Raw genomic sequence first — 23,264 nt, forward strand, 5'->3', positions numbered from 1 at the left:
AATGGATCGCGTTCACCTTGTAGGAGTGAGCCTGCTCGCGATAGCCGTAACTCGGTCCAGAGACTCAAACTACCAGCAGCCGCGCCGCTTTCTCCTTCAATACCCCAAGATCCATCACCGGCACCCCCATCTCCTTGGCCAACTCATCCCACTGCCGCATACGCAAACTCACGGCACAAAGCGGATCACGCTCAAACGCATCCGCCTCGGCCTCAGTCATCACCCCGCCCTGATACTCCAGCGTGCGACGACTGGCTTCACTCAACCGCTCAAAGTACCCAGGCTCGCGCAAGGTCAGATAGCGCTTGGCCTGCACGTGATATTCCACCAGCCGCGCCAGGCGCTCGCTGAAACCCGCCTCACGCAAATAATCCGCCCCCAGCCGCTCATGGCTGACCACGCCATAACCGCCCATGTTCTGCGCGCCCTCGGCACACAAATGGCCGATGTCATGGAAGAACGCCGCCAGTACCACTTCGTCGTCGAAGCCTTCGGCGATCGCCAGTTCGGCGGCCTGGGACATGTGTTCGATCTGCGACACCGGTTCGCCGATGTAATCGCGGGTGCCGAAGCGCTCATACAACCCGAATACCCAGGCGACGACTTGTTGGTGATCTGCCATCAGATTTCCTCCAGCAGCTGCGCGATGTTGCGCTCGGCCAGCGCCGGGCCGACGCTCATGCCGACGCCGGTGTGCATCAACGCCACACTCAGCCCCGGCGCCGGGCGTAGGAACGAAAACGGCCCCGGCCCCCGTGCACCATAGACGCCCTGCCAGCGCTCGAGCACTTGCACCTTGCAGCCCAATGTCTGCTCGGCCAGTTCCAGCATCCAGTTGTCGACCTGCTCTGCATTGAACGGTGACGGATCGCTGCCGTAATGGTGCGAGTCGCCGATGATCAGTTCGCCATAAGGCGTCGGGCTGATCAGCAAGTGAATGCCATTGTCATGCAGGTGCGGTTGCTCGCGCAGGATCTGCGCCTGCACCGCCGCCGCTTCCGGCAAATCGGCAAAGGCGCCGTAGTGCACGCAGCTCAAACCGGTGAGCAAGGCGTGTTGCAGATTCAGCTCGACTTGCGGTTTGGCGCGGAGCATTTGCAGGCGGCAGATCTGCGGGTCGAGCGCGGCAATCGGCTCGGCCAGCAGGGTCTGATAATCGTGGCCCGAGCAGACGATGATCTGCTGAGCCGTGAAGCTGCCGGCGGTACTGTGCAGACGCCCCGGTTCAACGTCGCGCACCAGCGTCGAGAAGTGAAATTCGACGCCGAGGTCGCGGCGCAGATAGTCGATCAGCGCCGGGATGGCTTCGCGCGAGTACAGCTGTTGATCGTCCATACCGTGCAACGCAGCGCGGTGGTGGCCGAACTGGCCGTGGTACAGATCACACAGGGCAGCGCCGCGCAGCAGCTGGATGTTGTAACCGTGTTCCACGGCGCGACCATTGCAGAAGGCTTCCAGCAGATGCTCTTCAGCTTCGGTGCGGGCGAACAGGTAGGAACCGTTGCGCTTGATCTGCAAACCGGCGAGTTGCGCCCAGTCGCCCCAGATGTCGCGGCTGGCCTTCGCCAGTTCGAGCATCGGGCCGGGTGGCTGACCGGTGACCAGCGCCTGACCGAAGTTACGCACCGAGGCGCCGAGGGGCGTGGCGGTGCGTTCGAATACGCTGACCGTGAGGCCGCGCCTGGCGGCGGCGTAAGCGTGGGACAGGCCGAGGATGCCGGCGCCGACGATGAGCAGGTCTTTGTGTTGGGTCATCTGGATTTTTCCTGAATTCAGAACCGCCATCGCGAGCAGGCTCACTCCTACAGGGGAACGCATTCCAATTGTAGGAGTGAGCCTGCTCGCGATGAGGCCCTGTCAGTCGATAGAGATCTTACTTGGCGGCGACCTTCTCGGACTTGCCGTCATAACGCTTGCGCCACTCGGTCAGGATCTCGTCGCGGTTCTTCGAGGCCCAGGCAAAGTCGTTCTTGATCAGGCGCTGCTCGTAGTCGGCCGGCAGTTCGGTCTGCGGCTTGGCGATGCCCGGCTGGGCGAGGACGGCGAAGTTTTCCTTGTACAGGTCCATCGCCTCGGCGCTGGCAGAGAAGTCCGCGAGTTTCTTCGCCGCTTCTTCATGCGGCGTGCCTTTGATCACGGCAGTGGCTTCGATCTCCCAGCCCAGGCCTTCCTTCGGCAGGATGATGTCCAGCGGCGCGCCCTGGCGTTTGAGCTGTACAGCCGGGTATTCGAAGGAAATGCCAATCGGGAACTCGCCCGCAGCGGCCAGTTTGCAAGGCTTGGAACCGGAGTGAACGTACTGGCCGATGTTCTGATGCAAGCCATCCATGTAGGCCCAGCCCTGCTTCTCGCCAAAGGTTTGCAGCCAGGCGCTGACGTCGAGGAAACCGGTGCCGGACGACGCCGGGTTGGGCATGACGATCTTGCCTTTGTACTCAGGCTTGGTCAGGTCCTGCCAGCTCACGGGTTTGCTCAGGCCCTGCTTCTCGGCCTCGACGGTGTTGAAGCAAATGGTCGCGGCCCACACGTCCATGCCGACCCAGGCTGGCGGGTTGGCGGCGTCGCGGTAGTTCGCGCCGATCTTGCCCAGATCCTTCGGCGCGTAGCTTTGCAGCATGCCCTGCTGATCGAGGATCGCCAGGCTCGATGCGGCCAGGCCCCACACCGCGTCAGCCTGCGGACGCGCCTTCTCGGCCAGCAGTTTGGCGGTGATGATCCCGGTGGAATCGCGCACCCACTTGATCTCGACATCCGGGTTGGCCTTCTCGAAAGCGGCCTTGTAAGCGGTCAGTTGCTCGGCTTCGAGGGCGGTGTACACCGTCAACTCGGTTTTTGCCGCAAAGGCATTCAGGCTGAAAGTAGCGAGCACAGCAGCGGCCAGGGCCATAGGCTTGAACATGATCGTTTTCCTGTAGGTGAGTTGAGGCTGTGGGGATAAGTCGTCAATCAGTGACCGGGCGCGGTTTGCCGCCAGGCCTGGGAACGGCGCAGCAAGCCGCGCGAAGCCCACGCCAGCAGCAAGGACACGCCTGCCGAGGTGAACAGAATCAGGGTCGACATCGCTGCCGCGCCGCCGACGTTGCCGGCGTCATCCATGTTCAGCACCGCCACCGCCGCGAGGATGGTGTCGGGGCTGTAGAGGAAAATCGCCGCCGACACCGTGGTCATCGCCGAGACGAACAGGTAGCGCACGATGTCCAGCAGCGCCGGCAGGCAGATCGGCACGGTGACGCGCAGGTAGTGCCGGTACAGCGGCGCCTTGAGCGACAGCGCGGCGGCTTCGAACTCGGCGTCGAGCTGGCGCAGCGCGGTGGTCGCGGTCATTTGCGCAGTAGTCAGGTAGTGCGCAATGGTGCAGACAATCAGCAGGGTCATCGTGCCGTAGAGCACGTGCAGCGGGTTGCCGGTGAGGTTGAAGAAGAAGACGTAACCCAAGCCGAGCACCAGCCCCGGCACCGCCATCGGGATGAAACTGAGCATGCGCAATGTCAGATTGAGGCCGCGTTGCGTGCGGGTCTTTTCCATCAGATACGCGCCAGTGAAGATCAGCACACTGCCGATCAGCGCCGTGCCCAGCGCCATCTTCAAGCTGTTGCCGTAGGCCAGCCAGCCGCCGCCGGCGGTTTCGTTGAACTGGTAATGGTTGAGCGACAGCGCCAGGTTGTACGGCCAGAACTTCACCAGCGAGGAGAACACCGCCATGCCGAACACCAGAATCAACGCGGCGCTGATCAGCAGGACAATTGCCAGATAGCAGGCATCACGCCGCTTCGACGGCGTCGGTTTGAACACCTGGGCGCGACCACTCATGGAGTCGCCGTGACGCCGACGCAACCAGGCATCGACAGCGAAGCTGAACAGCGCCGGCAGCAACAGCACCATGCCGATCAGCGCCCCACGACCGAATTGCTGCTGGCCGACCACGGCTTTGTAGGCCTCCAGCGCCAGCACCTGATAGTCGCCACCGACCACCACTGGCACGCCAAAATCGGTGATGGTCAGGGTGAACACCAGACAGAACGCGGCGAACACCGCCTGCCGGGTCGCCGGCCAGGTGATGCTGCGAAAGGCTTTCGCCGGACTCGCGCCCATGCTCGACGCGGCATCAAACAGGCGCGCATCCGCCAGCGACAGCGCCGACAGCAGAATCATCAACGCATGCGGAAAGGTGTAGATCACCTCACCGAGCACAATCCCCCAAAACCCGTAGATGTTGTCCGACAGCAGCCCACGCAACATGCCCTGGTTGCCGAACAGATAGACCAGCGCAATCCCCGGCAGCATCGATGGCGCCATCAATGGCAGCAGGGAAATCCCGCGCCAGATGCCCTTGGCCGGGATCAGTGTGCGTTGCAGGGCGTAGGCAAACAGGTAGGCCAGCGGTACGACGATGGCCGCGACGCTGAGGGAAACTTTCAGGCTGTTGCCGAGCAGCCAGTGGAAATTGTCACTGGTCACCAGCTCTTTCGCCGCTAGCCAGCCACCGCCCTGCCCGGCCTCGCTGCTGAAGCCGCGCCAGAAGATCGCCAGCAAGGGCAACAGCACCGCGACACCGAGCAGCAATAGCAGCAGGAGTTTGCCGCCGAGGACGAAGATCCGGTCACCGACCTCGGCACCGGACACCTGCCGCGCCTGCTTGTGCGGTAGCGGCAGTGCGATGTTCGCGCTCATCAGGCGAATACCTGCAGGCTGCGCGGTGGCAAGGCGACCATGATCTGCTGGGCGCCAAGGCGCGGCATGGCTTCCGGCGCCAGTTCGGCGAGCAGTGCGTGGCCCGGCAGTTGATCGAGTTCGAAGCTCATGCGGCAGCGGTTGCCGAGGAAGGTGATCTCGCGAACCTTGGCCGGGAACAGGTTCTCTTCGTGCACCACGGGATTGACGTTGATCGCTTCCGGGCGGCAGAACAAACGGCCCGAGGCGCTGTGTACGCTGCCATCGGCCAGGCGCAGGTTCATCCCGCCGACCTGTGCATGGCTGGCGCTGCTGCGCTGGAACGGCAGCCAGTTGCCCTGACCGACGAACTCGGCCACGAACGGCGTGGCCGGGCGGTTGTAGATTTCCTGCGGGGTGGCGTACTGCTCGACCCGGCCGTTGTTCATCACGGCGATGCGGTCGGCCATCAGCATGGCTTCGTCCTGATTGTGGGTGACCATCAGGGTGGTGATGCCGAGGTTGCGCTGCAGTTGGCGCAGCTCGGTGCACAGATGCTCCCGCACCCGGGCATCGAGGGCCGACATCGGCTCATCGAGCAACAACAGCGACGGCGCCGGGGCCAGGGCGCGAGCCAGTGCGACTCGCTGCTGCTGGCCGCCGGACAACTGGCCCGGGTACTTTTTCTCACTGCCGGTGAGGCCGACCAGCTCCAGCATCTGACCGACACGACGGCGCACTTCGTCGCGACCACTGCCGGCGAGTCCGTAGGCGATGTTCGCCTCGACCGTCAGATTGGGGAACAGCGCGTAGGACTGAAACAGAATGCCGTAGTCCCGGGCCTGCGGCGCCAGGTGCGAAACGTCGCGATCACCGAGGTACAACTCGCCACTGTCCTGCTTCTCCAGCCCGGCGATGCAACGCAGCAGCGTGGTCTTGCCGCAGCCCGACGGGCCGAGCAGGCACACCAGCTCACCGGCCGCGACATCGAGGGAGACGTTATCCAGCGCGGTGAACGCGCCGAAGCGCTTCTGCACGCCGCGCACTTTCATCGGCGCACCGGGGTTGGTCAGGGCAGTTGCGATGGCAGGATTCATGGACAGACCTCATCAAGCAGATGGGGCCAATCCTAGAGTTGTAATGCGTCCGTCATGTGGCAGTGAGGCAAAAACGGCCGATAGTGGTATTCGGGGATTTTGGTTGGAGATCAAAAGATCGCAGCCTTCGGCAGCTCCGACATTGGAATGCGTCCCCCTGTAGGAGCTGCCGAAGGCTGCGATCTTTTGGTCTTCAAGCCGGAGACATTTCCTGGGCCAACCCCAGAAACGCCGCCGGCAACCGCGCGCCCTTGCGCTCCTTGAGGCAATACAGATACTCGGGAATCTGCGGCGCGTTCTCGATGGTCAGCACCCGCAATTGCGGATCGTGCGGCACTTCCTGACGGGCAATGATGCTGATGCCGATGTTGCGCAGCACTGCCTCACGGATCGACTCGCGGCTGCCGATCTCCAGCAATGGGCCGAAACTGACCCCGGCGCTGGCCAGCAACGCCTCGGTCAGACGCCGGGTGGTCGAGCCGGTTTCACGCATCAGCAAGGTATGCCCGGCCAATGCGCTCAACGCCACATGCTCCTGGGCCGCCAGCGGGTGGTTGCGATGCACCGCCAGCACCAGCGGGTCCGTGCCCAGCACCCGGCGAATCAGCCGCGCATCCTCAAGCAACTGCGACGACGCCGCAACGTCCACCCGGTAATCTTCCAGCGCTTCGAGTACCTGTTGCGAGTTGCCGATTTCCACCGACACTTCCACCTGCGGCAGGCGCTCGCGGAAGGTCTTCACCAGATCGAGAATGTAATACGGCGCAGTGGCGGCGATGCGCAACGTGCCCTGCACCTGCCCGCTGTTGCGCAGGAAGAACTCGATGTCCGCCTCCTGCTGCAACAGCGCCTTGACCATCGGCAGCAACCGCGCGCCTTCGTCGCTGACACTCAGACGCCGACCGCCACGGTAGAACAGTTCCACCGAATACTGGCTTTCCAGATTGCGGATCTGCGTGGTCACGGTCGGTTGGCTGAGGCCGAGCTTTTTCGCCGCCAGCGTAATGCTGCCCAGACGGGCGACCATATAAAACGCTTTCAGCTCGGCACTCAGCACAACCACCCCTCATCGTTTACTTGCGCAACAGGCGCAAGCCGTTGAACACCACCAACAGGCTCACGCCCATGTCGGCGAACACCGCCATCCACATGGTGGCGAGCCCGGCGAAGGTTACCCCAAGAAAGATAGCCTTGATCACCAGGGCCAACGCGATGTTCTGTTTCAGGATGCTGGCGGTGTTGCGCGACAGGCTGATGAACGCAGGAATCTTGCGCAGATCGTCGTCCATCAGGGCGACATCGGCGGTTTCAATCGCGGTGTCGGTGCCGGCCGCCGCCATGGCGAAACCGATCTCGGCGCGGGCCAGTGCCGGGGCGTCATTGATGCCGTCGCCGACCATGCCCACGCGATGCCCCTGTGCATAAAGCTCTTCGATGGCTTGCAGTTTGTCGGTAGGGAGCAAGTCGCCCTTGGCCTGGTCGATACCGACCTGCGCGGCAATCGCCTGCGCGGTGTGTACGTTGTCGCCGGTGAGCATCAGGGTTTTCACGCCCAAGGCATGCAACTGGCGGATCGCTTCGCGGCTGGTTTCCTTGACCGTGTCGGCCACAGCAAACAGCGCCAACGGGCCAGAGCTGTCGAGCAGCAGCACCACGGACTTGCCCTGCTTCTCCAGGGCGAACAGTTTTTCTTCCAGTTGCGCCGAGCACAGACCCAGCTCTTCAACCAGACGGTGATTACCCAAGTGATAGGTCTGGCCGTTGACTTGCCCCTTCACGCCACGCCCGGCCAGTGCTTCGAAGTTATCCACACTCAGCACGGCGAGGTTTTTATCCACAGCCGCATTGGCGATCGCCAGCGACACCGGGTGATCGGAACGCCCGGCCAGCGCGGCGGCAATCGCCGGAGCCATGGCATCGGCGGTCGGGTCCAGCGACAGGTAATCGGTCTGCACCGGTTTGCCGTGGGTGATGGTCCCGGTCTTGTCCAGCGCCAGATAGTCGAGCTTGAAACCGCCCTCCAGGTACACGCCGCCCTTGACCAGAATGCCTTTGCGCGCCGCTGCCGCGAGGCCGCTGACGATGGTCACCGGGGTGGAAATCACCAGTGCACACGGGCACGCGACCACCAGCAGCACCAGCGCACGGTAGATCCAGTCGAACCACACCGCGCCCATGAACAGCGGCGGGATGATCGCCACGGCCAGCGCCAGGACAAACACCACCGGGGTGTAGATTTTCGAGAACTGATCGACGAAGCGTTGGGTCGGAGCGCGAGCACCCTGAGCCTGCTCGACGGCGTGGATAATCCGCGCCAGGGTCGAGTTGTTCGCTGCGGCGGTCACAGTGTATTCCAGCGAACCTGCCTGGTTGATGGTGCCGGCGAAGACTTTGTCACCGACGGTCTTCTCCACCGGTAGACTTTCGCCAGTGATCGGTGCCTGGTCGATGGTCGAACTGCCGCTGACCACTTCGCCGTCCAGCGCGATACGCTCGCCGGGTTTTACCCGCACGCGGGCGCCGAGTTCAACGCTTTTAACCTCTTGTTCGATCCAGTTGCCGTCGGCTTGCTGCACGGTGGCCTGTTCCGGGGTCATCTGCATCAGGCCGCTGATCGCGTTACGGGCGCGATCCAGCGAGCGCGCCTCGATCAGCTCGGCCACGGTGAACAGGAACATCACCATCGCCGCTTCCGGCCACTGTCCGATCAACACCGCACCGGTTACAGCGATGCTCATCAGCGCGTTGATGTTGAGGTTGCGGTTCTTCAGGGCGATCCAGCCCTTTTTATAGGTGGTCAGGCCACCGCTGAGGATCGAGATCAGCGCAATGATCGCCACCACCCAGGTTGGCGCGGCGTTAGTGAAGTGGATCACTTCGGCGGCGAGCGCACCGACACCGGACAGCGCCAGCGGCCACCAGTGTTTTTTCACTGGCGCCGGGGCTGGCGCTTCGACGCCCGCCTCCAGCGGTTCGGCGTGCATGCCCAGGGACGTGATCGCTTCGGTGATCGGCGCGGTGTCCGGCAGATTGTGGGTGACGCCGAGCACGCGGTTGATCAGGTTGAATTCCAGTTGCTGCACGCCGGCCAGTTTGCCGAGCTTGTTCTGGATCAGCGTCTGCTCGGTCGGGCAGTCCATCGCTTCGATGCGGAAGCTGCTCAACCGGGCGTCAGCGCTGGTCTTTTCGCTCAGTTGCACCAACGCAGGCGCAGCGGCTTTAGACGAGCAGCAGGAGTCGCCGCCATGTGAATGCTTATGCACAGGCTGCAATTTGTGGCTGTGATCGTGCCCGTCGCCCGGCTTGTGGGAGTGGGGGTGGTTGTGCTGGGAATCGCTCATTGGTCGCGTCCATGAAGGTGCCTGTTGCCAAGTAAAGACCCTGTAGCCACTATAGGGTCAAGCACCCTTTTGGAGATTGCCGTCATGAAGATCGGAGAACTGGCCAAGCTGACCGATTGCGCCGTGGAAACCATCCGCTACTACGAGCGCGAGAACCTGCTGCCGGAACCGGCGCGCAGCGACGGCAACTACCGCGTCTACACCCAGGCCCACGCCGAACGCCTGACCTTTATCCGCAACTGCCGCACCCTCGACATGACCCTCGAAGAGATCCGCAGCCTGCTGACCTTGCGCGACAGCCCGCAGGATCAATGCGAAAGCGTCAATGCGCTGATCGACGAACACATCCAGCATGTGAAGGCGCGAATCGACGGGTTACTGGCCTTGCAGACACAACTGCTCGACCTGCGCCAACGTTGTAGCGAAGGGCCGGGGGCGGATCAGTGCGGGATCTTGCAGCGGCTGGAGGTGAGTGGCGGGGTTGTGGCGACGGAGGTGGAACATTCACATGTGGGCCGTAGCCACGGCCATTGAGAACACCCCAAACCTAATGTAGGAGCTGCCGAAGGCTGCGATCTTTTGATCTTGCTGTTTATAAGATCAAAAGATCGCAGCCTTCGGCAGCTCATACATAGGGGTACTGCGTATTGCTTGTCAGACCGCCATCGGCGCGGTCATTGGCGCATGGTGCTCGTAACCTTCCAGCGAGAAATCGCTTGGCTCCACCAGCTCCAGCCATTCCGGCTGATACACACCCGTCTTGGCAAACTCCGGCACGCGGTCGGAGATTTTCAGCTTCGGCATGGCGAACGGCTCGCGCTTGAGCTGTTCGTTGAGCATGTCCAGGTGGTTCTCGTAGACGTGCGCATCACCGATGAAATAGGTGAACCAGCGCGGCGTGTAGCCGGTCAGGCGACCGATCAGGCTCAGCAGCGCAGCGCCTTCGGTGAGGTTGAACGGCGTACCCAGACCCAGATCGTTGGAACGGATGTAGAGGGTCAGGGAGATCTCTTTGGTCTCGACATTCGGGTGGAACTGGTACAGCAGGTGGCACGGCGGCAACGCCATTTCATCGAGCTGGGCGACGTTCCAGCCGTGGAACAGAATACGGCGGCTGCCCGGGTCCTTGATGATCGTGTCGACGCACTGGCGCACCTGATCGATGGCTTTGTACAGCACCACGTAGGCCTGGCCATCTTCTTCGCCCTGGGCGATCTGCTTGTAGCCGTTGCTCAAGGTTTGTTCGATGGCCGCCAGGTTGCTCAGCGGGATCTGCTTGTACGCCGGCCACTTGCGCCATTGCACGCCGTAGATTTCGCCGAGGTCGTCCTCGCCCTGACGGAACGGGTTGGCCAGCCACTGCGCGTTTTCGTTGGCGTTCTGGTCCCAGACCTTGCAGCCCAGCGCACGGAATTCAGCGGCGTTGTTCACGCCCCGCAGAAACCCGCACATCTCACCGATGGCTGATTTGAAGGCCATTTTGCGGGTGGTGATCGCCGGGAAACCTTCCTGCAGATCGAAACGCAGCATCGCCCCCGGGAAACTGATGGTGTTGATGCCGGTACGGTTGGCCTGTTTGGTGCCGTTCTGGATGACGTGCGAGACCAGTTCGAGATATTGCTTCATGAGTTACCTGTGTCCTTTGAGCCCCGGCGTCGCGCGCCGGGGTTCGTAGTTTAAGCGGTCGGCGCAACCGGCGCTGCCGGCGCACGACGATAGGCCAGCCAGATCAGGAACAGTCCGCCGACGATCATCGGCACGCACAGCACTTGCCCCATGGTCAGCCAGTTCCAGGCCAGATAGCCCAGTTGCGCGTCCGGTACACGGACGAACTCGACGATGAAACGGAAGATGCCGTAGAACAGCGCGAACATGCCCGATACCGCCATGGTCGGACGCGGCTTGCGCGAGAACAACCACAGGATCAGGAACAGCGCGACGCCTTCGAGCGCGAACTGATACAGCTGCGAGGGGTGACGCGGCAGCTGCGCCGGATCGCTGAACGGCGGGAAGACCATGGCCCACGGCACGTCGGTGGCTTTACCCCACAACTCGGCGTTGATGAAGTTACCGATGCGCCCGGCGCCCAGGCCAATCGGCACCATCGGCGCAACGAAGTCCATCAGTTGGAAGAACGACTTGCCGTTACGCTTGCCGAACCACAACGCGGCCAGCATCACGCCGATGAATCCGCCGTGGAACGACATGCCGCCCTTCCACACCTCGAAAATCAGCGTCGGGTTGGCGATGTAGGCGCTCAGGTCATAGAACAGCACGTAACCCAGACGTCCACCGACAATCACCCCCATCGACAGCCAGAACACCAGGTCGGAGAGTTTCTCCCTGGTCCAGGTCGGGTCGAAACGGTTGAGCCGGCTCGACGCCAGCAGCCATGCGCCGCCGATGCCGACGAGGTACATCAGGCCGTACCAGTGGATTTTCAGCGGACCGATGGCCAGAGCCACCGGGTCGATCTGCGGGTAAGGCAGCATTGCGACTCCTCGTTAGAGTTGAAACCAAAATTCCCGGGCGACGCTGCCACCTCAGGATTAAGCCAGGATTGCGGCCCGTTCCGACCCAGAAAATCAGAGCAGGAAATTCAGGCCCACGCAGAACAGCAAAGCGGCGAACAGCCGTTTCAGCAAGCGCGGTGACAACTTGTGCGCCAGACGCGCGCCGAGGCGGGCGAAGACCATGCTGGTCAGGGCGATGCCCAGCAGCGCCGGTAAATAGACAAAACCGAGACTATGCGGTGGCAACAACGGATCATGCCAGCCCAGAATCATGAAACTTGATGCACTGGCCACGGCAATCGGCAAGCCGCAGGCCGACGAGGTCGCCACTGCTTGCTGCATCGGCACGCTGCGCCAGGTCAGGAACGGCACGGTCAGCGAACCGCCGCCAATCCCGAAAATCGCCGAGGCCCAGCCAATCACACTGCCGGCCACGGTCAGACCGAGTTTACCCGGCACCGTTCGACTGGCCTTGGGTTTGACCTCCAGCGCCAGCTGCACGGCGATCACCAGGGCGAACACACCGATGATCTTCTGCAGGTGGGGCCCGGAGATCGCCTCAGCCGTCAGCGCACCGAAACCGGCGCCGAGCAGAATGCCCACGGTCATCCACATGAAAATCGGCCAGCGCACCGCACCGCGTCGATGGTGCTCGCGCACGGCATTGACCGAAGTGAAGATGATGGTGGCCAGCGATGTCCCTACCGCCAGGTGCGTGAGGATCGACTGATCGAATCCCTGCAAGGTAAAACTGAACACCAGCACCGGGACAATGATGATCCCGCCGCCAACCCCGAACAGCCCGGCCAGCACGCCCGCACAGGCGCCCAACGCCAGATAGAGCAGAAATTCCATGACCGTCTCCCAGACGCATCCCCAAAACCGGAGCGGCATGGTAACGGATGCATGCCCTCCGGCGGAACTGGCGATGGATGCACGGGCGACGACTGCGTAGAGTGAGCAGAAAACACACAAGGATCACCTTATGTGCCTGATTGTTTTTGCCTGGCGCCCGGGCCATGCCCAGCCGCTGATCGTCGCGGCCAACCGTGACGAGTTCTATGCCCGGCCCAGCCTGCCGCTGGCGCAATGGCCGCAAGCGCCGCACGTGCACGCCGGTCGCGATCTGGAAGCGGGCGGCACGTGGCTGGGGATCGGCGCCAACGGGCGTTTTGCCGCGCTGACCAATATCCGCGATCCGCACCAGCCGCCGGCGCGCAAGTCGCGGGGAGAATTGGTGGCGCGGTTTCTCGCGGGCAATGCGTCACTGGATGATTATTTGCGCGATGTGGTCGATCGATCACCGGAGTACGCCGGGTTCAACCTGCTGCTGGGCAATGCCCACGAGCTGTGGCACTTCAATGCGCGCACGTCCGAGCCGGTAATGCTGGCGTCCGGGGTCTACGGGCTATCGAATGCCGGGCTGGACACACCGTGGCCGAAACTGCTCAAGGCGAAGGCGGCGCTAAGCGCGGTGCTGGATGATCCGCAGCCGGCGCGACTGCTGGAGTTACTGGGCGATGCGCAGACCGCGCCGTTTGCCGAGCTGCCGGACACCGGGGTCGGGCTGGCGACTGAATCACTGTTGTCGAGTGTGTTTATTGCCAGCCAGAGTTACGGGACGCGGGCGAGTACGGCGTTGATCGTACAGGCGGACGGGACGCGGCGGATGGTTGAGCGCAGCTTTGGGCCGTATGGCGGGCATTTGGGGGAAGTTGAGATCAATACCTGAAGCGACAACCCATGTGGCGAGGGTGCGAAGCAGCCGCATCCAGCCAATGCGATTTCTCTGAAGAACCTCATTGACCGAATTGGGAGCGCTCCGCGCCCAGCGGGAGCAAGCTCCCTCGCCACAGGGCCTGCAGCCTTTTAGAGAGCCTTGTTGACCGCTGGCGGATTCATCTTCGTCAACCCGAGATTCTTCAGCGCCAGTTGCAGCGAGCTGTGGATAACTTGCGGGTTATCGATGGTCATCAGTTCCGCCAGCAGATCCTTGGCCTTGCTCAGGTTGATCTGACGCAACATCCACTTGACCTTCGGCAAGTTGGTGGCGTTCATCGACAGGCTGTCGAAGCCCATTGCCATCAACAGCACCGCCGCCGCAGGATCACCGGCCATTTCACCGCAGATGCTCACCGGTTTGCCTTCGGCATGCGCATCGCGCACCACGGTTTGCAGGGCTTGCAGCACCGCCGGGTGCAAGTAGTCGTAGAGATCGGCTACCCGCGGGTTGTTGCGGTCTACCGCCAGCAGGTACTGGGTCAGGTCGTTGGAGCCGACCGACAGGAAGTCCACCTGCCGCGCCAGTTCCTTGGTCTGGTACACCGCTGCCGGAATCTCGATCATCACGCCGATGGGCGGCATCGGAACGTCGGTGCCCTCGTCGCGCACTTCGCCCCAGGCCCGGTGGATCAGGTGCAGGGCTTCTTCGAGTTCGTGGGTGCCGGAGATCATCGGCAGCAGGATCCGCAGGTTGTTCAAGCCTTCACTGGCCTTGAGCATGGCGCGGGTCTGCACCAGGAAGATTTCCGGGTGGTCGAGGGTCACGCGAATCCCGCGCCAGCCGAGGAACGGGTTGTCTTCCTTGATCGGGAAGTACGACAGCGACTTGTCACCGCCGATGTCCAGGCTGCGCATGGTTACCGGTTGCGGGTGGAAAGCGGCGAGCTGCTCGCGGTAGATCGCCAGTTGTTCCTTTTCGCTCGGGAAGCGCTGGTTGATCATGAACGGCACTTCGGTGCGGTACAGGCCGACACCTTCGGCGCCGCGCTTCTGTGCGCGCGCCACATCGGCCAGCAGGCCGGTGTTGACCCACAGCGGCATGCGGTGACCGTCGAGGGTCACGCACGGCAGATCGCGCAGGGAGTCGAGACCCAGCGCCAGTTGTTTCTCTTCTTCCACCACCTCGGCGAACTGCTTGCGCAGCACGTCGCTGGGGTTGGTGTAGACCTCGCCGCGATGCCCGTCGACGATCATCTCGATGCCGTCGACCTTGGCGTACGGCAGGTCGACCAGGCCCATCACCGTCGGGATGCCCATGGCCCGGGCCAGGATCGCGACGTGGGAGTTACCCGAACCGAGTACCGAAACCAGACCGACCAGCGTGCCTTCCGGCACCTCGCCGAGCATCGCCGGCGTCAGCTCTTCGCTGACCAGAATGGTTTTTTCCGGGTAGACCAGGTTCTGCTGCCGCTCTTCCTGCAGGTACGCCAAGAGGCGGCGGCCGAGGTCTTTGACGTCTGACGCACGTTCGCGCAGGTAGGCGTCGTCCATCAGTTCGAAACGATTGACGTGATCGGTAACCACTTGGCGCAGCGCGCCCTGGGCCCATTGGCCGGTCTTGATCACGGTGGTGACTTCGCTGCCCAGCGAGGCATCGTCGAGCATCATCAGGTAAACGTCGAACAGCGCGCGCTCTTCCGGGCGCAGCTGGGTCGCCAGTTTGGCCGACAACGCGCGCATATCGGCACGCACGCCTTCGATGGCAGTCTTGAACAGCGCCAGTTCGGCGTCGATGTCGGTGATGTGCTTGTCCGGGACGACGTCCAGGTCCGCCGGCGGCAACATCACCACCGCCGTACCGACGGCGGCACCCGGCGAACCCGGCACACCGACGAACTTGGCCTCCTGAATGCCCTTGCCCTGACGGCCCAGGCCACGGATCGAACCGGTGGCCTCGGCATGGGCGATAACCCCGGCAAGCTGCGCACTCATGGTCACGAGGAAGGCTTCTTCACCTTCATCGAACTGGCGGCGTTCTTTCTGCTGGATGACCAACACGCCGACGACGCGGCGATGGTGAATGATCGGCGCCCCGAGGAAGGAGGCGTAGCGCTCCTCACCGGTCTCGGCGAAGTAGCGGTAGCGCGGGTGATCCGCGGCGTTTTCGAGGTTCAGGGGTTCTTCACGCGTGCCGACCAGACCCACCAGACCTTCGTTGGGTGCCATGCTGACCTTGCCGATCGAGCGCTTGTTCAAGCCCTCGGTGGCCATCAGGACGAAGCGGTTGGTCTCGGGATCAAGCAGGTAGACCGAGCAGACCTGGCTGCCCATGGCCTCTTTGACGCGCAACACAATAATCCCCAACGCCGCCTTGAGATCCTTGGCGGAGTTAACTTCCTGGACGATCTTGCGCAGCGTATTGAGCATGGCTCGGGGTCGAACTCCGTCGTCAGTCGCGCGCTAAAAGGCGCGGGGCAAGCTCTTTGAGGGCGCGTCGATACACCTCGCGCTTGAATGTCACCACCTGGCCCAACGGATACCAATAACTGACCCAGCGCCAGCCATCGAACTCCGGTTTACCGGTCAAATCCATCCGCACCCGCTGCTCGTTGGAGATCAGGCGCAGGAGAAACCATTTCTGCTTCTGGCCGATGCACAGCGGTTGGCTGTGAGTACGCACCAGACGTTGCGGCAAACGATAGCGCAACCAGCCCCGGGTACAGGCCAGTATTTCAACATCTTCACGTTCCAGGCCAACTTCTTCGTTCAGCTCGCGGTACAAGGCGTCTTCCGGCGTCTCCTCGGGATTGATTCCCCCCTGCGGAAACTGCCAGGCATCTTGATTGATACGGCGAGCCCATAGCACCTGGCCGGCGTCATTCGTCAGAATGATCCCGACATTGGGGCGGAAACCATCGGGGTCGATCACGGCAACAACCTCGCAAACGCATGTCGCCGCATTGTTCCACAAAGGTTGATAAGGCGGCAACGAAGGTTCCTACCTTATGTGCACTCTTGTGAAAAGACCGTATTCTTGTCGCCTTTTTACTGACTTTTCAGCGGGTAACTGCAATGCGCCTGGCTCTATTCGATTTGGACAACACCCTTCTGGGCGGCGACAGTGATCACGCCTGGGGCGATTATCTGTGCGAACGCGGCTTCCTCGATCCGGTGGCGTACAAGGCGCGCAACGACGAGTTCTACCAGGATTACCTGGCCGGCAAGCTGGATAACGCCGCGTACCTGAACTTCTGCCTGGAAATCCTCGGCCGCACCGAAATGGCCGTGCTCGATCAGTGGCACAACGATTACATGCGCGACTGCATCGAGCCGATCGTGCTGCCCAAGGCCCTGGACCTGCTGAAACAGCACCGTGACGCCGGCGACAAACTGGTGATCATCACCGCCACCAACCGCTTCGTGACGGGACCGATTGCCATGCGTCTGGGCGTCGAAACCCTGATCGCCACCGAATGCGAAATGATCGACGGCCGCTACAGTGGGCGCAGCACCGACATTCCGTGCTTCCGCGAAGGCAAGGTGACACGCCTCAATCGCTGGCTGGATGAGACCGGGCATTCGCTGGATGACAGCTATTTCTACAGCGATTCGATGAATGACCTGCCGCTGCTGGAGCAGGTGGCGAACCCGGTCGCTGTCGATCCGGACCCGAATCTGCGCGCTGAAGCCGAGAAGCGTGGCTGGCCGGTTATCTCGCTGCGGAGCTGATATCGCTATCGCGAGCAGGCTCACTCCGACAATTGACCGAGTTCCAACTCTGGAATGCGGTCACTGCAGGAGTGAGCCTGCTCGCGAATGGGGTCAACGCGGTCTCCAGCCTTAAACAGGCTTGGCCCCCATCAACCCGGCAATGGCGATAAAGCAGACAAAACTGAACAACGCCAAGGCAAAGCTGAACCGCCCCACCCCACCCGGCGCCTTGCGCAGGCGATTCAAACGCACCAGCAGCCAGAACCACGCCAGCGCCGCCACGGTGTACAGCACGCTGGAGGCCAGCAGCCAGGTCTGCCCCAGCGGCCAGCCCACCAGATGCACCATCCCCCAGCCGGTGAACGGCATGCTCAACAGCGCCAGCCCCATCAACAGCCAGATGAACACCCGGGGCCGTTGCAAGGTACGGCTTCCCGCTGTTGCATCACCTTTGCGCTTCGCCAGAAAAACCCAGATCCCCAGACCCAGTGCACTGGCCAGCAACACCACCGTCGCCACCATGTGCGCCACTTTCAGGGCGGTTAACGTTTCCATTGTTCGATTTCCTTATGGCCTGCCCATCAGCGTAGCCGCTCAGCCAAGAAACAGCTGATAGGCCGGGTTCTCGCTTTCATCCCAGTACGGGTAGCCGATTTCTTCAAGCGCCGCCGGTACCAGATGACGCTCGTCGTGCGGTACTTGCAGACCGGCAACCACCCGGCCATCCGCCGCGCCGTGGTTACGGTAATGGAACATCGAAATGTTCCAGCGCCCGCCGAGTTTGTTGAGGAAGTTGAACAGCGCACCCGGGCGCTCCGGGAACTCGAAACGGAACACCACTTCATCGATGACATGCGCCGCATGCCCGCCGACCATGTGCCGAATGTGCAATTTGGCCAACTCGTTGTCGGTCAGATCGAGCACCGGGAAACCTTGCTCGGTCAGGCTTGCCAGCAACGCGCTGCGCGGGTCGTTTTCCGGGTGAGTCTGCACACCGACGAAGATGTGCGCTTCGCTGCCGGTGTTGTAGCGGTAGTTGAATTCGGTGATCTGGCGTTTGCCAATGGCTTCGCAGAACGCCTTGAAGCTGCCGGCCTGCTCAGGAATGGTCACAGCGATGATCGCTTCGCGGCCCTCGCCCAGCTCGGCGCGTTCGGCGACGTGGCGCAAACGGTCAAAATTGACGTTGGCCCCGGAGTCGATGGCCACGAAAGTCTGGCCGCTGACACCGCGCAACTCGACGTACTTCTTGATCCCGGCTACGCCCAAGGCGCCGGCAGGTTCGGTGATCGAGCGGGTATCGTCGTAGATATCCTTGATTGCCGCGCAGATCTCGTCAGTGCTGACGGTGATCACTTCGTCGACGTAGTCCTTACAGATGTCGAAGGTGTGCTGGCCGATCTGCGCCACTGCCACGCCGTCGGCAAAGATGCCCACGGTTGGCAGCACCACGCGCTCACCGGCAGCCATGGCCGCTTGCAGGCAGTTGGAGTCGTCCGGCTCGACGCCGATGACCTTGATGTCCGGGCGCAGGTATTTCACATACGCCGCGATACCGGCAATCAGACCGCCGCCACCGACCGGCACGAAGATCGCGTCCAGCGGTTGCGGGTGCTGACGCAGAATTTCCATCGCCACGGTGCCCTGCCCGGCAATGGTGTGCGGATCATCGTACGGGTGGATGTAGACGTAGCCCTTTTCATCGACCAGTTTCAGCGAGTAGGCCAGCGCTTCCGGGAACGAATCGCCGTGCAGTACCACTTTGCCGCCGCGCGAACGCACGCCCTCGACCTTGATCTCCGGGGTGGTCTTGGGCATCACGATGGTCGCTTTCACGCCCAGCACTTTCGCCGCCAGCGCCAGCCCCTGCGCATGGTTGCCCGCCGACGCGGTGACCACGCCACGGGCGCGCTCTTCGTCGGTCAGTTGGGTCAACTTGTTGTAGGCGCCACGAATCTTGAACGAGAACACCGGCTGCAAGTCTTCACGCTTGAGCCAGATGTCATTGCCCAGCCGCTCGGAGAGCTGGCGAGCGTTCTGCAGCGGGGTTTCTACGGCAACGTCATAAACGCGCGAGGTGAGGATCTTTTTGACGTACTGTTCGAGCATCGGAAAGCATCACTGAGCGGTTGGGCAGGGCCAAGGAGTCTAACCCGGCTTTCAGCCGGACGACCACACTAAACAGGTGGTTTTAGCCCGTGGAACGCCATTGTGGCGAGGGAGCTTGCTCCCGCTCGGCTGCGCAGCAGTCGTAAACCTGAGCATGGGATGTGCCTGGAAGAATGCAAAGGACCGCTTCGCGCTCCAACGGGGGCAAGCCCCCTCACCACAGGGTGTTTCCCCCTGCACTGCTGCGCGGCCTATAATGCCGGCCTTTCGTTCCCCCCTCTTCGGCACCTCGGAGCCCGCATGACCCAGGATCAACTCAAACAGGCAGTGGCTCAGGCCGCCGTCGACTTCATCCTTCCGAAACTCGACGACAAGAGCATCGTCGGGGTCGGCACCGGCTCCACCGCCAACTGCTTCATCGATGCACTGGCCCAGCACAAGGGCGCGTTCGATGGCGCGGTCGCCAGCTCCGAAGCCACCGCTGCGCGCCTCAAGGGCCACGGCATTCCGGTGTATGAACTGAACACCGTCAGCGACCTGGAGTTCTACGTCGACGGCGCCGATGAAAGCGATGAGCACCTGAACCTGATCAAGGGCGGCGGCGCGGCCCTGACCCGCGAGAAGATCGTCGCGGCGGTGGCCAAGACCTTCATCTGCATCGCCGACGCCAGCAAACTGGTACCGGTGTTGGGCGAATTCCCCCTGCCGGTCGAAGTGATCCCGATGGCCCGCAGCCACGTGGCCCGTCAGCTGGTGAAACTGGGCGGCGACCCGGTGTACCGCGAAGGCGTGCTGACCGACAACGGCAACATCATCCTCGACGTGCACAACCTGCAGATCACCAACCCGGTGGAACTGGAAGCGCAGATCAACGCGATCGTCGGCGTGGTCACCAACGGCCTGTTCGCGGCGCGTCCGGCGGATCTGCTGTTGCTGGGCACCAGCGAAGGCGTGAAAACCCTTAAGGCTGAGTAAGCCAAGACTGCCCCCACCTTATGGGCAGATGAAATCCCCCCTGTAGGCGTGAGCCTGCTCGCGATAGCGGCCTGTCAGTTGATATTGATGTCGACTGACACACCGCTATCGCGAGCAGGCACACGCCTACATTGGTTTTTGGGTGCTGGTTAGTTTTGCGCAGGCTTCTTGAAGACGTAAAACAGGTTCGGCTCACTCACCAGATACAGCGTCCCGTCATCATCCATTGCAATGCCCTCAGCCTGCGGCACGCGTTTCTGCAAGCCCTGCCGACCCTTGTTCAGGGACAAGGTACTCAGCGGGCGCCCGTCCACGTCCAGTTCCAGAATCAGCCCCGACTCGTCAGACAGCGCCAGCAAATGACCGCTGCGCTCGTCGTATTGCAGGCTCGACAGATCGCGCACGAACATCCCGGCATCGCGCTTGGGGTTGTTGATCACGTGTACCGCGTAGGACTTTTCCGGATTGAAGTGCGGGAAACCGTGCACTTCATAAATCAGCATCGGGTCACGCTCCTTGGCCACGAACAGACGCTTGCCCACCGAATCATACGCCAGGCCTTCGAAGCCCTTGTTGCCGCTCATGTGCACGCCGAGGGTCATTTGCTCAGCGTCCGCCGCATCGAGGAAAGCGGTGTCCTGCTCCAGATGGACCTTGATCAGACGTTGCTGGCGCTCGTCGGTGATCACGTATGTGTCGGCGCTGATGAACTCCACCGCTTCCGGATCGCCGAAACCGATCAGCGCGATACGCCGCAGGATCTTGCCTTCGAGCGACAGTTCGACCAGTTCGGCATTCTTGTTGGTCACGGTGAACAAGCTGTGGCGCACCGGGTCGTAGGTCAGCGCCGAGACATCGTCGTTCAGACCATCGATGACCCTGGCTTCGACCTCAACCCGGTACTGATCCAGGCCGATGGCCTGGCTGCTCAACGGCTGCCACAGGGTGTGCAAATTGAACCAGGCGCGCTCGAACAGGCGCAGGCATTGGCCGATCGCGATCAACGCGATCAGGGCCATCACTGACAGGATGACAAACAGGGGCTTGGGACGGGCAAGTCGACGCATTCGGGCAGGCTCGGGATCAAAACAGGCGGATGAAATATCACGCCTGTCTGAACTGAAGCTTAATGGCCACTTGCCCTTCGCCACAACAGAACCGTGTAGGAGCTGCCGAAGGCTGCGATCTTTTGACGTTGATTCTAAAAACAAAATCAAAAGATCGCAGCCTGCGGCAGCTCCTACATGAGGACCGGTGAAAGGCTTTTATTTCTGCTTTTCGAAGCGGTAGAACAGGTTCGGCTCGCTGACCATGTACAGCGTACCTGCGTCGTCCATGGTCACGCCTTCGGCGCGGGGAATGGTGCTCTTCAAACCATTGAAGCCGCCGAGCAGGGTCATGAAGCTGACCTGATCGCCCTTCTCGTCCAGCTCCAGCAGCAGGTGCGAGTCGGCGGACAGCACCAGGGTGTGGCCCGTACGCGGGTCGATTGCCAGCGCCGAGAGGTTGCGGATATCCAGTTCATCACTGGCCAGCTTCTGCTTGTCGCCCTTGAGCGTCTGGCTGCCGTCGCTTTTCCAGGTGAACAGTGCCGGGGGCCGCTCTTCGCCCAGCAGCAACTGCTGGTTAAGCGGATCCCAAGTGATCGCTTCGAACGCCTTGTTCTGGTTCTTCGACGGGCCGAGGTCGTATTTGGGGAAGTCGGCGATATTCAGTTCACGGGTGTTGGCATCGACCTTGACGATGGTCAGCAGGTGTTCGCGCTCATCGACGATCGCCAGCAGGCCATTTTCCATCACGGTCACGCCTTCCGGGTTGCTCCAGCCCACCAGCGGCATCTTGCGCAGCACATCACCCTGGAGGGTCAGCTCGACCAGGAACGGATTCTTGCCCATCACTGAAAACAGGGTTTTGGTCTGCGGGTTGTAGGACAGGTCCGAAGCCTCGTCCTTTTCCATGCCCGGCAGCAATTTGCCGTCGATGACCGCCCGATAATCCGGCAACCAGATGCTCGCCTTCTGCTCGGTCTGGCTCTCGAAACGCTCACGCACCCAGAGCAGGCCACGGTCATCCCAATGCATGGCAAACGCCAGGCCATAAGCGGCGGCGAGCACCAGCAACAGCCAGACATACCAGCGCAGGGCAAAACGTGAGCGACGAGGAGGATTGAGCTGAGTTTGAGCTGACATCAGGGACGCGTTCCGAAAATTCAGGCTATGGGTAATAGCACAAAGAGGCCGGCTCAGACGCCAGAATGAGAGGAATTATCCGGACAGGATGTGAAAAAAACGGCAAATGGCGGGATTGTCGTGCGGCTTTGCGAGCCGCGACACAGAACAACTGCAGGAGTGAGCCTGCTCGCGATGGCGTCGGGTCAGTCGACATTTTCGTTGACTGACAGACCGCTATCGCGAGCAGGCTCACTCCTACAGGGGTATTACGTGAATCAGCGTACGCTGCTGGTGAAGCTGCTCGCGCCAACCAGTTCGAGGACGATGTCATCGCCCACGTTCAGCGGCCCGACGCCCACCGGCGTACCGGTGAGGATCACGTCGCCGGCCTGCAGCGAGAAGCAGCCGGCCATGTGCTGGATCATCGGCACGATCGGGTTGAGCATCGCGCTGCTGTTGCCGTCCTGACGCACTTCGCCGTTGATGGTCAGGCGGATACCAATGTCGGCCAGGTCGGCGAAGGTGCTGCCGACCACGAACGGTGCAATCACCGCCGCGCCGTCGAACGATTTGGCGATTTCCCACGGCAGGCCCTTGGACTTGAGCTCGGCCTGTTTGTCGCGCAGGGTCAGGTCCAGCGCCGGGGCAAAACCGGAGATCGCGTCCAGCACTTCTTCGCGGCTCGGCTTGGTCGACAGTGGCTTGCCGATCAATACGGCGATTTCCGCCTCGTAATGCACCGAACCGCGCGCGGTCGGAATGCTGAAACCACCTTCCAGCGGCACCACACAACTGCCCGGTTTGATGAACAGCAACGGCTCGGTAGGCACCGGATTGTCCAGTTCCTTGGCGTGTTCGGCGTAATTACGGCCAATGCACACCACTTTCCCGATCGGGAAGTGAATGCGCGTGCCGTCGACATACTGGTGCTGATAGCTCATTTACCGACTCCTGCCTTCATTGATTCAAGTGATT

The 23,264-nt window shown here is 61.9% G+C and carries 21 protein-coding genes; 4 read left to right on the forward strand and 17 right to left on the reverse strand.

The window, feature by feature from the left end:
- Positions 1–64: 64 nt before the first annotated feature.
- From NN484_RS05115 to NN484_RS05145, 7 genes are all read right to left on the reverse strand, one after another.
- Positions 65–622, reverse strand: coding sequence for a phosphonate degradation HD-domain oxygenase (locus NN484_RS05115; RefSeq protein WP_274658681.1), 558 nt, complete (start codon positions 620–622; stop codon positions 65–67).
- Positions 622–1,755, reverse strand: a complete 1,134-nt coding sequence (locus NN484_RS05120) for a TIGR03364 family FAD-dependent oxidoreductase (protein ID WP_274658682.1) — start codon at positions 1,753–1,755, stop codon at positions 622–624. Before NN484_RS05120 ends, NN484_RS05115 begins: the two co-directional genes overlap by 1 nt.
- A gap of 118 nt (positions 1,756–1,873) precedes the next feature.
- Positions 1,874–2,899 (reverse strand): putative 2-aminoethylphosphonate ABC transporter substrate-binding protein, encoded by a 1,026-nt coding sequence (locus NN484_RS05125; RefSeq protein ID WP_127647957.1) that lies wholly within the window; start codon positions 2,897–2,899, stop codon positions 1,874–1,876.
- A 47-nt stretch (positions 2,900–2,946) separates the two neighbouring features.
- Positions 2,947–4,671 (reverse strand): putative 2-aminoethylphosphonate ABC transporter permease subunit, encoded by a 1,725-nt coding sequence (locus tag NN484_RS05130; protein ID WP_274658683.1) that lies wholly within the window; start codon positions 4,669–4,671, stop codon positions 2,947–2,949.
- Positions 4,671–5,747: a putative 2-aminoethylphosphonate ABC transporter ATP-binding protein gene (locus tag NN484_RS05135; RefSeq protein ID WP_274658684.1), complete on the reverse strand. Its 1,077-nt coding sequence runs from the start codon at positions 5,745–5,747 to the stop codon at positions 4,671–4,673. The genes NN484_RS05130 and NN484_RS05135 overlap by 1 nt, the downstream gene beginning before the upstream one ends.
- Positions 5,748–5,940: 193 nt before the next feature.
- Positions 5,941–6,804, reverse strand: coding sequence for a LysR family transcriptional regulator (locus NN484_RS05140; protein ID WP_274659277.1), 864 nt, complete (start codon positions 6,802–6,804; stop codon positions 5,941–5,943).
- Between the two features lie 16 nt (positions 6,805–6,820).
- On the reverse strand, positions 6,821–9,088 hold the full coding sequence (locus tag NN484_RS05145; protein ID WP_274658685.1) for a heavy metal translocating P-type ATPase: 2,268 nt from the start codon (positions 9,086–9,088) through the stop codon (positions 6,821–6,823).
- Positions 9,089–9,172: 84 nt separating this feature from the next.
- Here NN484_RS05145 and cadR point away from each other — a divergent pair, with 84 nt between their 5' ends.
- A complete protein-coding gene (gene cadR / locus NN484_RS05150) occupies positions 9,173–9,622 on the forward strand; it encodes a Cd(II)/Pb(II)-responsive transcriptional regulator (RefSeq protein WP_127647961.1) in 450 nt (149 codons plus the stop codon).
- Positions 9,623–9,742: 120 nt separating this feature from the next.
- Here cadR and NN484_RS05155 read toward each other — a convergent pair whose 3' ends face one another.
- The 3 genes from NN484_RS05155 to NN484_RS05165 all read right to left on the reverse strand — a co-directional run bounded on the left by NN484_RS05155 (position 9,743) and on the right by NN484_RS05165 (position 12,456).
- Positions 9,743–10,714, reverse strand: a complete 972-nt coding sequence (locus NN484_RS05155) for a thymidylate synthase (protein WP_274658686.1) — start codon at positions 10,712–10,714, stop codon at positions 9,743–9,745.
- Positions 10,715–10,764: 50 nt separating this feature from the next.
- Positions 10,765–11,580 carry a prolipoprotein diacylglyceryl transferase gene (gene lgt / locus NN484_RS05160; protein WP_127647963.1) on the reverse strand — a complete coding sequence of 272 codons (816 nt, stop codon included), beginning with the start codon at positions 11,578–11,580 and terminating at the stop codon, positions 10,765–10,767.
- A gap of 93 nt (positions 11,581–11,673) precedes the next feature.
- Positions 11,674–12,456, reverse strand: a complete 783-nt coding sequence (locus NN484_RS05165) for a sulfite exporter TauE/SafE family protein (protein ID WP_127647964.1) — start codon at positions 12,454–12,456, stop codon at positions 11,674–11,676.
- Positions 12,457–12,586: 130 nt separating this feature from the next.
- Between NN484_RS05165 and NN484_RS05170 the strand changes: the two genes are divergently transcribed.
- The gene (locus NN484_RS05170) at positions 12,587–13,333 is read left to right on the forward strand and encodes an NRDE family protein (RefSeq protein ID WP_274658687.1); all 747 of its coding nucleotides are present in this window, start codon (positions 12,587–12,589) and stop codon (positions 13,331–13,333) included.
- Between the two features lie 137 nt (positions 13,334–13,470).
- On the opposite strand, the gene ptsP is transcribed toward NN484_RS05170, so the two are convergent.
- Both ptsP and NN484_RS05180 read right to left on the reverse strand, forming a co-directional pair.
- Complete coding sequence (ptsP, locus tag NN484_RS05175) at positions 13,471–15,750, reverse strand: phosphoenolpyruvate--protein phosphotransferase (RefSeq protein WP_127647966.1); 2,280 nt, start codon at positions 15,748–15,750, stop codon at positions 13,471–13,473.
- A 22-nt stretch (positions 15,751–15,772) separates the two neighbouring features.
- On the reverse strand, positions 15,773–16,252 hold the full coding sequence (locus NN484_RS05180) for an RNA pyrophosphohydrolase (protein ID WP_003229203.1): 480 nt from the start codon (positions 16,250–16,252) through the stop codon (positions 15,773–15,775).
- Between the two features lie 143 nt (positions 16,253–16,395).
- Between NN484_RS05180 and NN484_RS05185 the strand changes: the two genes are divergently transcribed.
- Positions 16,396–17,052 (forward strand): histidinol-phosphatase, encoded by a 657-nt coding sequence (locus tag NN484_RS05185; protein WP_274658688.1) that lies wholly within the window; start codon positions 16,396–16,398, stop codon positions 17,050–17,052.
- A 111-nt stretch (positions 17,053–17,163) separates the two neighbouring features.
- Here NN484_RS05185 and NN484_RS05190 read toward each other — a convergent pair whose 3' ends face one another.
- Positions 17,164–17,589, reverse strand: coding sequence for a DUF2269 domain-containing protein (locus NN484_RS05190; RefSeq protein WP_127647968.1), 426 nt, complete (start codon positions 17,587–17,589; stop codon positions 17,164–17,166).
- A gap of 39 nt (positions 17,590–17,628) precedes the next feature.
- Positions 17,629–19,143, reverse strand: coding sequence for a threonine ammonia-lyase, biosynthetic (gene ilvA / locus NN484_RS05195; protein WP_027610533.1), 1,515 nt, complete (start codon positions 19,141–19,143; stop codon positions 17,629–17,631).
- Positions 19,144–19,443: 300 nt separating this feature from the next.
- On the opposite strand from ilvA, the gene rpiA reads away from it, so the two are divergent.
- Entirely contained in the window at positions 19,444–20,118 is a 675-nt protein-coding gene (gene rpiA / locus NN484_RS05200; protein ID WP_007965573.1) for a ribose-5-phosphate isomerase RpiA, read from the forward strand.
- Positions 20,119–20,267: 149 nt separating this feature from the next.
- Here the strand turns inward: rpiA and NN484_RS05205 are convergent, their stop codons facing one another.
- The 3 genes from NN484_RS05205 to NN484_RS05215 all read right to left on the reverse strand — a co-directional run bounded on the left by NN484_RS05205 (position 20,268) and on the right by NN484_RS05215 (position 23,230).
- Positions 20,268–21,185, reverse strand: a complete 918-nt coding sequence (locus NN484_RS05205) for an SdiA-regulated domain-containing protein (RefSeq protein ID WP_274658689.1) — start codon at positions 21,183–21,185, stop codon at positions 20,268–20,270.
- Positions 21,186–21,383: 198 nt separating this feature from the next.
- Positions 21,384–22,307 (reverse strand): SdiA-regulated domain-containing protein, encoded by a 924-nt coding sequence (locus NN484_RS05210; protein WP_274658690.1) that lies wholly within the window; start codon positions 22,305–22,307, stop codon positions 21,384–21,386.
- A gap of 257 nt (positions 22,308–22,564) precedes the next feature.
- Positions 22,565–23,230, reverse strand: coding sequence for a fumarylacetoacetate hydrolase family protein (locus NN484_RS05215; protein ID WP_274658691.1), 666 nt, complete (start codon positions 23,228–23,230; stop codon positions 22,565–22,567).
- Between the last annotated feature and the right edge of the window lie 34 nt (positions 23,231–23,264).

This window comes from Pseudomonas serboccidentalis, assembly GCF_028830055.1.
Classification (GTDB): domain Bacteria; phylum Pseudomonadota; class Gammaproteobacteria; order Pseudomonadales; family Pseudomonadaceae; genus Aquipseudomonas; species Aquipseudomonas serboccidentalis.